The organism is Anaerolineae bacterium (assembly GCA_016931895.1).
In the GTDB taxonomy this organism is placed as follows: domain Bacteria; phylum Chloroflexota; class Anaerolineae; order 4572-78; family J111; genus JAFGNV01.
This window is the reverse complement of the sequence record JAFGDY010000162.1, coordinates 13,602-24,876: the sequence shown is the minus strand read 5'-3', so window position 1 is coordinate 24,876 and position 11,275 is coordinate 13,602. Positions and strand designations below refer to the sequence as shown.

Below are 11,275 nucleotides of genomic sequence, written 5' to 3'. Positions count from 1 at the left end.
TTAGTACCAGCCCTTGGTCATCTCCTCTAAGAGCACGTCCCTGCCCGCCGAACCTGCCCATTTAAAAATACGTATCTCCACAGCAGTCTGAACAAAATACCACAACGATGTTCGCCCTACATCAACCACAGGCATGAACTCGGCCACTACTTCATACTGCGCCAACAAATCTCTGGCATTAGGCTGCGCCCGATACTGCCGCTGGCTGACGACCAAATACTCAGACGGATTTTGGTAAAAGTTATCCCCTTCTTCCTCATAGACCCTTAAGGTATATAATTTTTCTGTTCTTTCAGGATGATGGTAAAGCTGGTTCAAAATATCGGGGCTATCCCAGTAAGGTTGATCGTAGATCAAGCCAATGGTTGATTCCCTGGGAATATTTTCTAAAATCCACGCGGACGCATCAGCGCGAACCGTATCGGTCAGAAAAAAGGCATCGGCTTTAACGCTACTCCCTAAAGAAACCAGTAAAACTAACGTTAACAAACCTATCCCTACTTTTTTCAGCAGGGGTATCTGACCATGTTGAACCCAGAACATACCCACGACTCCCACCGCCGGCACCACCAACATATAAACAATCGGCAAAATACGTCCCACCACCGGGGTATTGGCATTCATCGCCACCAACAGCGAGGGAATCAGCCAGGCGAGAATCAATATCTCACCTTTACCTTTGCCCCGCTTGAACAACATCCAGCCAAGGCCAATCATAGCCAGCAGGTACGTGCTCCAGCTCAGAGCCAGGGGCATAAAACCTCCCAACCACAAATTATACATTCGCTCCGCTAACGGTTTGCCCAAAGGAGAGGCATAACGCATCGCCCACCATGCTTCCTGGATAAAGGCGAAAAAATCCAGCAAGGCATACGGCATCAAGAGGGAAAAACCGACGGCCATAGCCCCATATCCTGCTCCCAACTGCAACAATTGAGCACGACCCCATCTCGCGCGGCTGCTTTTGAGCACGTGAGCCAAAAAAAGATAGGGTATTAAAAGGCCGGCGGTGTAACGAAAGGCTATGCCAATACCAATGGCTAATCCGGCCAAAACGTAATCACGCCATTGTCCGGTTCTCAATACTCGCAGCAAAAAGTAAAATGACAACCCTATCCAAAAAACAACGGGGGCATTATATGATAGGAAATGGGCATTAATGACCATCCCCGGCATCACGGCTACCAGGGCCGCGCCAAACAGGGCCAGCCAGATTGGTTTTTGAGAATATAACTCCCGTAAAATGAGATACATGACTCCTACGCTTAAAGCAACCGCCGCCACCGAAATGAACCGGCCAATCAAATAAAACCTGGCCCATTCTTCAATATGGTCATAATAATACTCGCTAGACGAGGTAACCTCTATCCATCCCCCTATTTTGGCCAACATAATGCCTGCGGCCAGAGTGTAGGGCACGCCGCCGCCTAAACGAAAATTACCTGGATGAAAATCCAATTGGGCCGGATTCATTCCCCGCAGCATGTTAAGAAAGGCCTGTTCATCCCCCTGATAAGAAACAAAATGATTCTCATTGGGTAAGCCCCACCGAATGCCCGTTATATTCAAAACTAACGAAGCCGTTATCAGCCCAAAAAGAACAATATATTCCGTTTTAACCCAGGCTAAATACTTTTTATTCATATTTTTTCAAAGTAACCCAGTAATACATATTCAAGGCAAACGGCAATTGCCTCAATGGCAGCGCATACGCGGCAGATACCTTAAAATCCTTTCCGGCCATGCGCCGGATACGTCGGGGCGAAATCCAAGAAAGGTGATCTGGATAACGCGGCGGCCACTTGAATAGAATTAAGCGCCCCAAACTCATCCACACATCATTGGGCACCAAGATGGCCACCTCACCGCCGGGTTTGAGGATACGACTCACTTCGGACACCATCCGCTCCGGTTGGCTAACGTGTTCGAGCACCGCAATCAATAAAACCCCCTCAAAGCTGGCCTCAACAAACGGCAATTCCAGCCCATCGGCGCAAAGCAAACGAGCATTTTCATTACGCGCCTTATTTAAACGATGTACCGAGATATCCAGTTGGATAACTTCAATATCCAACCCGCGCAGTAAAGTGCCTTCGCCGCAGCCTATCTCAAGCGCCCGAGCCTGGGGTAAGCGGGCCAGGAATTCAAAGGTAGCCTGGCGGTAGAAATTGTAAAACCAACCAACAATTCCCTGAAGTTGCGCCTCGTGGCTTTCTGTTTGAGCCACCCGTTCGTGCAGGTCACGTTCACTGTTCATCCTATCTTCCATAATCCTCTAACTGGGTCCACTTTAACACATTTTGCCACCAAACCCCTCTTGATTCAGCCTGGGCAATATGTTCAGCCACCCGCATGCCCATCTCCACATTCTCGTCCATGCTGTTATTCATATACAACCCATGCCGGCCAATTGTGTAAAAATTATCAAATTGATGTAGATGTTCCAACAAATCGTGTAGTTTTTGCTCAAAGCCTAATTTATAAATTGGATAGGCATGCCGGATTCGCACAACGGCATGTCCCTCCACTTCCCCGGCCTTAAGGATACCCATTGCTACCATATCTTGGATCGCCAAGCCGGCCAGGGACTCGTCGGCCATTTGCCAGCGATCATCCCCATATTCACAACCGGCCTCAACACACAAAACTGTCCATTGTTCCGGCAACAGATCCGGGCTAACGTTCTTCTGCTCCGAAAAACGATTGCAGGCAAACTGCGGCTCAATCAAATAACACCAGTGATAATCGGTGAGCCAGGAACGGTTAACCCTCAAAAAAATCAGGATGAGACTACGATAGTGTAAGCCAGACGCTCCGGCCAAGATTGTTGGCGGCAAGGCGGGCGTCATCATTGCCGTTAACTCGGTGAGGGGCAAGGTTGAAACCAGATGGTTACAAAACACGGTATGTTTCTGGCCGTCTTGTTCATAAACCACTGCCCTTATCCGTTGCTCATCAGTCTCAATGCGCGTGGCCGTGGCCTTTAAATGAATAACGCCGCCACGCGCCTTTGTTTCCTCGGCCATCCGCCGGTACAAGGTGCCAATGCCCCCATGCGGATAAAGATACTCCACAAAATAGGTATCCGGGTCGGCCTTGACTTTGAACATGCGCAGGATGATGTTCTTCAGATTCAACTTGGCCACGCGCTGAGCCTGGCGTGAAGAAACCTGGGACATCGGGATGCCCCAAACTTTCTCGGAGTAAATGCCAAAAAAGGTATCATAAAGGGTGCGGCCCAGGTTTCGCACCCCCCAATCCTCAAACGAGTCCTCTTGTTGCGGAGGATGTAGGGCGTATCGAATCGAGGCATACAAGTAGTCCCATACAATCCGAAACCCCAACCCCACTCTGACCTTACGTAATACCTCCTGGAATTTGGGCGGATAGGCTAAATACTTACCCTGCAAAAAAAGCCGCGTGCCACGGCCCAGCACCGTGTACTGACGGCCAAGTAAGCTTTTTATCTCAGTCACAATCCACCGGCTTGTTTCTGTTTCGCGGATGTGAAACGTATGGGGGCCATAATCGTAACAAAATCCCTCCCAATGAGAAACGGTTTTAGCCAGGCCACCCACCACGCTATCACGCTCAAGCACCACCACCGGCGCGCCTCGCCGGGCCAATTGCCAGGCCGCCGACATCCCCGCCGGCCCGGCCCCAATCACCACCACCGGGTCAGGCATAGTCACTTTGCTCACTTTGCTTCAAAAAATCGGCTAGCCGCTCCAGGCCATCCGGCAGGGAGATGGTTGGCTTAAAATCAAACAAACGCGCCATTGGTTCGGCGGAAGCGTAAAAATTGATGTATTCCGGCACGTGCCCTATGTGCTCAATTTTCACCGGGTCAAGGTCAAACGCTCGCGCGGCGGTGCAGACCAATTCATTGATGGTCAAGGGTGTACCGCTACAAAAATCAAGGGTCAGATTGGCTTTATCGCCTGCCAAAATAGTATAGATACCCGCAATTGTATCGGCCACGTACATGGCGTCAATATAGTTTCGGCCATCGCCGCGAATGGTGAATTGAGGCTGGCGATCAAAGGCAAAACGGCGCACCAGTTTGGTGTAAATTTTACGGCCCGGTTCATAAGGGCCGTAAGCGCCAAAAAAACGCAGGTTCACGTACTGCCCAATCCGGCCTTGATGAGTGAAGGCCCGCACGTAATGTTCGCTGGCCCAATTGGAAATGGCGTAAGGTAAACGCGGCGAAACAGTGGCCCCAGGAGAGATAGGCCCCTGCCAACCATCATAAACGGCCCCCGATGAAAAGTAAATAAATTTTCCCACCCGGAAATGGCTCAAAAAATTCAATACGGTTATAACGTTGGCCTGTAAATCCTCAACCGGATGGTCAACAGAATAAGCCGGGTCGCCATTTGCGGCTAAAAAAACACAGGCGTCAAAATCAGAGCCAACCTGATCGGCCAGCCTGCCGACCGCCGCCTGGTCGGTCAAATCGCATTGCACCGCGCTCACCTGAGACAAGGCCAATTGCTCAACCCACGCCGGAAAATCGTGACTGTGGTGATAACAAGCAATCACCTCCCAATCGGCAGGCACAGCTTGAATCAAGTTACGTCCAATGAATCCGGAGGCGCCGGGTACAATTAAACGTGTGCCCATTTTGAACGCTCCTGATACCACCTAATCGTCTGGCTCAACCCCTCTTCCAAGCCGGTAGCCGGTTCGTAACCCAATACTTGCCTGGCTTTGTGAATAGAAGGCACCCGCACTTGCACATCAGGCATAGTTGCTTCTTGAAACTGAATTTTAGCCTGGCTGCCTGTCAACCTGACAATGTGTTCGGCCAGTCCCAAAATCGAGACGGTCTGTTTTGGATCGCCCAGGTTAAATACCTGGCCCACGGCTTCTTCTTTTTCCAGGGCCAGCAGCACGCCATTCACAAAGTCATCAACATAACACCAGGCCCGGATTTGATTACCATCCCCATAAATGGTCAACGTCTCCCGACGTAGAGCAGCCATAATGAAACGATGGACCGCTCCTTCGCCAACCTGCCGGGGGCCATAAACATTGAACGGGCGAATGGTCACCACCGGCAGTTTGTATTCTTCATAATAACAATGCGTCAAATGTTCAGCCGCCAATTTGCTCACGGCATAACTCCAACGCATCTCGCCAACCGGCCCCTGGGTAGTCAAGCCGTTCTCGTCGGCCCGATAAACGTAAGGGCCATACACTTCACTGGTTGAAAAATCTACAAAGCGGGTTACTCCGCTTGCCTGAATCGCCGCATCCAAAGCATTTTTGGTGCCCAGCAAATTGACCTGCATGGTGATGATAGGTTTTTTGATCACCGAATCAATGCCAGCAATGGCCGCCAGATGAACCACCATCTGGCAATCTTGCATCGCCCGACACAATTGGGCGGTATCTAAAACATCCCCTTTAATAAAGGTAACGTTGGGCGCATCAAGCAAGTCAGTATATTGAACGGCGTCTCGATGGCCATTATCATAAATGACAAGTTGGTTGTGCGCAGCCAACCGCTCACCCAAATGCGAACCAACAAAACCGCCCCCGCCTGTGATCAAAATCCGTTTGCCCTGGATCACTTTTCTCTCCAATTCTCATTACGCTTGTTCGCTTCGTTTCCTATCATTTGACCTTAACATCTCCCCCGGCCAATCCACCACTGTCTTAAAGTCCTCTATCCTGAACGCCGGATAGGCAGGGTCAATCTCCTGCTTAACCCTTATCTTTGCTTCCAGGCAACTCAAATAAACAATCTCGGCCAGGTCGCCATCTCCTTTGAGGCACACAGTATCGTACCCCGCCTTTTTGATCTCGTCCAGAAGCCGCCGCGAATCCCTGCGCGTCACCCGGTACCAGTGCAGCGACATTTGCATAAACTCTTTGGTCAAACGGGTCTTTTCGGCCATCCCTTTTGGGGTTAGCAAATAGCGCAGCCGGCGGCGCTCCATCTGGGTTACTTTAATGCAACCTTTGTTGATTAACCGCTTGATATACCAATTGACACTGCCCACCGCCACATCCAATTGTGTGGCCAGATCCGCCTGGGTGGTATCAGGATTTTTCTCAATATGATTGAGAATTTGTAAATCATAATTTTCTGACGACTTCATCATACCGGCAAACAGAGGCTTCTTCAAAATTCAAAATTTGAATTTCAATAATTGAATTATATACAGTTGATAGAAAATAACCAAGATGACCAAAGTCCCACTGCCGGGTTTGATAAGTCAACCTTAAAAAAGTTGGCGGGGGGGTTGACGGCCCTCAAAACTTGTGATATGCTATCCTTTGCGTTTTAATTTAACCTTAACGAAAGGAGTGCAGACACAGATGAATATGTTTGATGATGATAAGGCCACTGCTCTTGTTTTTGCCGTGCCCAACGGTGATTCTGTTGCGCCTTGTCGTAGTGTGTCTGCTGACTCCGGAGGTTGAGCTGATTTAAGCCAGAAACCACAGAGCCGCAGACAGCACTACCGTCTGCGGCTTTTTGTTTGGGTTCAATCCCAGCACCCAGGCCGCAGAGCACCCCACTGCGGCTTTTTGTTTTTGTGGTGAAAACTTTTTATCAAAGAGAACGTAAAATTAAAAAGGAGGGGCTATTATTATTATGATGGAAAATCCATATTTAGTAAATTTGTACATTCTTTTAAACTTAAAACTTATAATTGAACAGAAAGATTTAGCAGGTCCTAACATGTTTAATACAGAACTATCTTATTTGGTGTACCAGGAAGAATCTAAAAACCGCTTACGGGAAATCAACCGTCGGCACTTACTGCAAAGGGTCAAATCAGAACAAGGCCTTACCTTAAAGTTGTACCGGCAGGCGGTCAATTGGCTGGGAATACAGTTGGTGAAATGGGGTACCAAACTGGAAACCTATGGTTCAACGACCCCAGAAATACTGACACAGGATGTCAAGAACCATCGGTTAAGATACTCATAAGGCAAAAGCCCCCCAGAGGTCCCGGTCTCCCAGGGAAACTCATGGGAACTGATGAATGAGACGGAGCCAACCGTCACAAACCCGGCGGTTTTTGCCTCTTATAGTTAGGAGAGTTTAACCATGCTTACGTTAGAAACGCATCACCTCGTCTATCAAGAACAAGTAAAGGATTGGTTGCGGGAAAAACAATATCGGCAACTGTTGGGAAACGCCGGGCGAGACAATGGGGTCAGCTTAAAGCTGTATCGCCGGGCGGTCAATTGGTTGGGCATGCAGTTGGTAAAGGGTGGCTTAACTTTGCAGAATCTGGCCACGGCTTCGCCGGCAGAGCATGTCACCGTCAATCGGTAAAGAGATGGGGCGCAGAGGCAAACAATAAAGCCTTTGCTTCTGCGCCAATTTGTCTTACCCTATTCAATGTTGGGAGATGTCTGATGAAGCAACATCCTATTTATCCACCGCTAGATTTAAAGCAGACGTTATCGTCCAAACGCCTGGTGGGGATGTGGCGCTTACTGGCCGGTTTTCACTGGCTTTACCTGGGCGCAATACTTAGTTTGGCCCTGGCCACGGCGGCCAGAAGCGGGATGTACCTGCTGCTGCAATACTTTGTTGACGATATGCTCATCCAGAAAACCGTCACCATGCCCTTTTACCTCATTGCCCTGGGCTTTGTGGGGCTGTCGGTTTTTCAGGGCGGTTTCACCTTTATCAGCGGCAAAATGGCTGCTCGCTCGGCCGAAGGGGCAATTTTGCGGCTGCGCAATTACCTGTTTGACCACCTCCAACGCCTGAGCTTTAGTTATCACGACCACGCCCAAACCGGGGATCTGGTGCAGCGTTGCAGTTCCGACGTGGATACTATTCGCCGTCTTTTTGCGGAACAGATGATTGGCGTGGGCCGCATTGCCTTACTTTTTATCATCAATTGGGCAACCCTGTTGAGCCTGAACGTGAAGCTGGGCCTGTTCTCAATTATGTCCATGCCCATTGTCCTGACCATCTCGATCCTGTTTTTTAGAAAAATTCACACCGCTTACGAATTGCACCAGGAACAAGAAGGACTGCTCTCCACCACCCTGCAAGAAAATCTGAGCGGGGTGCGGGTGGTCAAAGCCTTTGCTCGCCAGAAATATGAGATCAATAAATTCGACGAGGTCAACCAGGGACAATTTCAACGCGGGCGGCAGTTGTTGATGCTACATGCTTTTTTCTGGCCCATTTCTGAGATCATCTCCGGCACGCAAATGGTGTTCATCTTTGTGTTGGGCGCGATCATGGCCATCAACGGTGAAATCACCATTGGCACATACATGGCGGCAGCCGGCTTGGTCATCTGGATTATCTGGCCGATGCAAAACATGGGGCGTTTGATTATCCAAACCTCAATGGGCTTGGTTTCTTACAATCGCATCAGCGAAATTCTTACTAAAGAGCAAGAACAATTGGGCCAGAGTACGCTCAAGCCGACTAAACCCTTGCGAGGCGCCATCGAATTCCGGGATGTCTCTTTTGAGTACGACGGCAGCGCCACGGTCCTGCACAACGTCTCCTTTCAGGCTGAACCGGGGCAAACCATTGCCCTATTGGGCGCAACCGGGTCCGGCAAGAGCAGCCTGGTCAATCTGCTGCCTCGTTTTTACGACTACGAGGGCCACATTCTGCTGGACCAGATTGAATTGCGCGACTACGCCAAACACGAACTGCGGCAACAAATTGGCATTGTGGAGCAAGAGCCTTTCCTCTTCTCCCGCACCATCCGTGAGAACATCGCCTACGGCGTCAATCGTCAGGTGACGGATGAGGAAGTGGAAGCAGCGGCCAGGGCGGCGGCTATTCACGATGTGATCATGACCTTCCCTGAAGGGTACAACACCCTGGTTGGGGAAAAAGGCGTTACCCTGTCCGGCGGCCAAAAGCAGCGGGTGACCATTGCCCGCACCTTGCTGAAGGACCCACGCATCCTGATCTTTGACGATGCGGTTTCCTCGGTAGACACTGAAACCGAGGCGCACATTCACGCCGCCCTGGAACGGCTGCAAAAGGAACGCACCACCTTCATCATCGCCCACCGCATCCAAACCGTGATGCAGGCCGACAAAATTCTGGTGCTGGACAAAGGCCGGGTGATTCAACAAGGCAATCACCAGGACCTTATGACCCAGGAGGGAATTTATCGCAAAATCTATCAATTGCAGGCCCGGGTGGAACAGGAAGTAACCAAACCGGCGGGCCAGCCAAACGGTAAACCGGGCAATGGGCGGGTGAAGGAGTTGGTGCGCTGACTTAAAGGAGTTGGTGCGCTGACTTAATTGATCAGTTATTCATACCTGGCCGGCGGGTGGCTGCGCCGCAGCCCCAAGGGTCTGCCCCAATTTTTAGGCCATAGGGTAGGGACAGGGTAATGTCCTGTCCCTACTGCCAAAATCTTGGGATGCACCCCAGCCCCAACCGGCCTGATCTTCGGGAGAACCATCATGTCGGATTATTACTTTGAAGAAGAAGAATTCACCACTGAATTCAACGGCAAAACCATCAAACGAATAGCTCAACAGGCCCGGCCCTACTGGCGGCGAGTGGTGGGTTTTGTGCTGCTGATTGGCATAGTCTCAACAAACGACTCCATTTTTACCTATATTAACAAGTTCGTTATTGATCAGGGGATCATTCCCGGCAACCTGGAACGGCTCACCCAGCTTTTCACCATCTACGCCGGGCTGATGGTGGTGCAAGCAATGGCAGTGTTCGGTTTTATCTACCTGGCCGGTATCCTGGGACAGCGCATCCAGTATGATATGCGAGGCATGATGTTCAAACACCTGCAAAATCTATCGCTGTCATACTACAGCAAAACCCCGGTGGGGTGGATCATGTCTCGCGTTACCTCCGACGCGACCCGCATTTCCGAGTTGATTACCTGGGGCCTGATTGACATCACCTGGTCCACACTGAACATCACCACGTCCTTGATCTTCATGTTCATTATCAACTGGCGCCTGGGCATGATTATGCTCCTGATTATCCCGATCCTGATCGTCATTGCCACCGTGTTCAAAAAGAGGATTCTGGTAGAGTATCGCCGCGCCCGCAAGATGAACTCCAAGCTGACCGGCGTTTACAACGAGAACATCACCGGCGTGCGGGTAGTCAAGGCCCTGACCCGCGAAGAGAAAAACCTGGCCGAATTTGACGACCAGGCCAGCGCCCTTTACCGAGCCGCTTATCGCGCAGCCTGGCTGTCGGCCCTGTTTCTGCCCACGGTGCAAATTACCGGCGCCGTTGGTTTGGGCGCGATTGTGTGGTACGGCGGCTGGCAAATCCAACTGGGCCAGATGAGTGTGGGCAGCTTGCAAGCCTTCATCTCGTACCTCACCTTTATGCTCTTTCCTATCCTGGAATTGGCCCGGGTCTACGCCGAAATGCAAAACTCGGTGGCCTCGGCCGAGCGGGTTTTCTCCCTGATTGATGCCGAGCCGGAGATTGTGGATCGGCCCGATGCCGTTAATCCGGGTACTATCCGGGGCGATATCGAGTTTGACCATGTTGACTTCTATTATGAAACAGACAAGCCGGTGCTGAGTAATTTCAGCCTGAAAGTCAAACAGGGCGAAACCATTGCCCTGGTAGGGCCAACCGGCGGCGGCAAATCAACCATCGTCAACCTGATCTGCCGCTTCTATGAACCCAAACGGGGTTTGATTCGGATTGGCGGCACAGACTACACCTCGTTCACGCTGGAATCCATCCAGTCGCGCATTGGCGTGGTGTTGCAAACGCCGCACCTGTTCTCGGGCACCATTCGAGATAACATTCGCTATGGACGGTTGGATGCTACAGACGAAGAGATTGAAACCGCGGCCAAACTGGCCCATGCCCACGAGTTCATCGTAGGTATGGAAAAGGGTTATGATGAAGAAGTAGGTGAAGGCGGCGGCCTGCTTTCAACGGGCCAAAAACAACTCATCAGCCTGGCCCGGGCCGTGCTGGCCCAGCCGGAAATCTTCATTATGGACGAGGCCACCAGTTCCGTGGACACGCTGACCGAAGCCCTGATTCAGCAGGGCATGGAAACGCTCATGGCGGGCCGCACCAGCTTTATCATTGCCCACCGGCTGTCCACTATCAAAAAGGCCGACCGCATCCTGGTCATCGAAGCGGGCCGTATCACCGAGATGGGCACGCACGCCGAACTGATCCAGGCCGGGGGACATTACCATTCTCTCTACACCAAGCAGTTTCACCGCCAGGCCGGGGCCAGTTACGAGCAGCTCTTTGAACAAGCAATGGCGAGCGCGTAGCACAGCCGGAGACCAGATAGACCAACGA

General features: G+C 51.0%; 9 protein-coding genes. 3 read left to right on the top strand and 6 right to left on the bottom strand.

Features of this window, described 5'->3' with window-relative positions; genetic code table 11:
• Genes JW953_12340 through JW953_12315 form a run of 6 tightly spaced genes read right to left on the bottom strand, consistent with a single transcriptional unit; the run spans window position 1 to window position 6,113 of the window.
• Entirely contained in the window at window positions 1-1,644 is a 1,644-nt protein-coding gene (locus JW953_12340; protein MBN1993481.1) for a glycosyltransferase family 39 protein, read from the bottom strand.
• The gene (locus JW953_12335) at window positions 1,637-2,257 is read right to left on the bottom strand and encodes a methyltransferase domain-containing protein (protein MBN1993480.1); all 621 of its coding nucleotides are present in this window, start codon (window positions 2,255-2,257) and stop codon (window positions 1,637-1,639) included. The genes JW953_12340 and JW953_12335 overlap by 8 nt, the downstream gene beginning before the upstream one ends.
• Before the next feature lies 1 nt (window position 2,258).
• Window positions 2,259-3,701 carry an FAD-dependent oxidoreductase gene (locus tag JW953_12330; GenBank protein MBN1993479.1) on the bottom strand — a complete coding sequence of 481 codons (1,443 nt, stop codon included), beginning with the start codon at window positions 3,699-3,701 and terminating at the stop codon, window positions 2,259-2,261.
• Complete coding sequence (locus JW953_12325) at window positions 3,679-4,626, bottom strand: NAD(P)-dependent oxidoreductase (protein MBN1993478.1); 948 nt, start codon at window positions 4,624-4,626, stop codon at window positions 3,679-3,681. Before JW953_12325 ends, JW953_12330 begins: the two co-directional genes overlap by 23 nt.
• Window positions 4,611-5,579, bottom strand: a complete 969-nt coding sequence (locus tag JW953_12320) for an NAD-dependent epimerase/dehydratase family protein (GenBank protein ID MBN1993477.1) — start codon at window positions 5,577-5,579, stop codon at window positions 4,611-4,613. Before JW953_12320 ends, JW953_12325 begins: the two co-directional genes overlap by 16 nt.
• Before the next feature lie 18 nt (window positions 5,580-5,597).
• Entirely contained in the window at window positions 5,598-6,113 is a 516-nt protein-coding gene (locus JW953_12315) for a winged helix-turn-helix transcriptional regulator (protein ID MBN1993476.1), read from the bottom strand.
• A 956-nt stretch (window positions 6,114-7,069) separates the two neighbouring features.
• Here JW953_12315 and JW953_12310 point away from each other — a divergent pair.
• The 3 genes from JW953_12310 (at window position 7,070) to JW953_12300 (ending at window position 11,247) form a co-directional block, all read left to right on the top strand.
• Complete coding sequence (locus JW953_12310; protein MBN1993475.1) at window positions 7,070-7,300, top strand: hypothetical protein; 231 nt, start codon at window positions 7,070-7,072, stop codon at window positions 7,298-7,300.
• Window positions 7,301-7,383: 83 nt separating this feature from the next.
• Window positions 7,384-9,234 (top strand): ABC transporter ATP-binding protein, encoded by a 1,851-nt coding sequence (locus JW953_12305; protein ID MBN1993474.1) that lies wholly within the window; start codon window positions 7,384-7,386, stop codon window positions 9,232-9,234.
• Between the two features lie 192 nt (window positions 9,235-9,426).
• The gene (locus tag JW953_12300) at window positions 9,427-11,247 is read left to right on the top strand and encodes an ABC transporter ATP-binding protein (protein ID MBN1993473.1); all 1,821 of its coding nucleotides are present in this window, start codon (window positions 9,427-9,429) and stop codon (window positions 11,245-11,247) included.
• Window positions 11,248-11,275 lie beyond the last annotated feature (28 nt).

Coding starts and splice junctions, on each gene's coding strand:
- JW953_12305 (MBN1993474.1), top strand. CDS start 7,384: ATGAAGCAACATCCTATTTATCCACCGCTAGATTTAAAGCAGACGTTA.
- JW953_12300 (MBN1993473.1), top strand. CDS start 9,427: ATGTCGGATTATTACTTTGAAGAAGAAGAATTCACCACTGAATTCAAC.
- JW953_12325 (MBN1993478.1), bottom strand. CDS start 4,626: ATGGGCACACGTTTAATTGTACCCGGCGCCTCCGGATTCATTGGACGT.
- JW953_12315 (MBN1993476.1), bottom strand. CDS start 6,113: ATGATGAAGTCGTCAGAAAATTATGATTTACAAATTCTCAATCATATT.
- JW953_12310 (MBN1993475.1), top strand. CDS start 7,070: ATGCTTACGTTAGAAACGCATCACCTCGTCTATCAAGAACAAGTAAAG.
- JW953_12340 (MBN1993481.1), bottom strand. CDS start 1,644: ATGAATAAAAAGTATTTAGCCTGGGTTAAAACGGAATATATTGTTCTT.
- JW953_12335 (MBN1993480.1), bottom strand. CDS start 2,257: ATGAACAGTGAACGTGACCTGCACGAACGGGTGGCTCAAACAGAAAGC.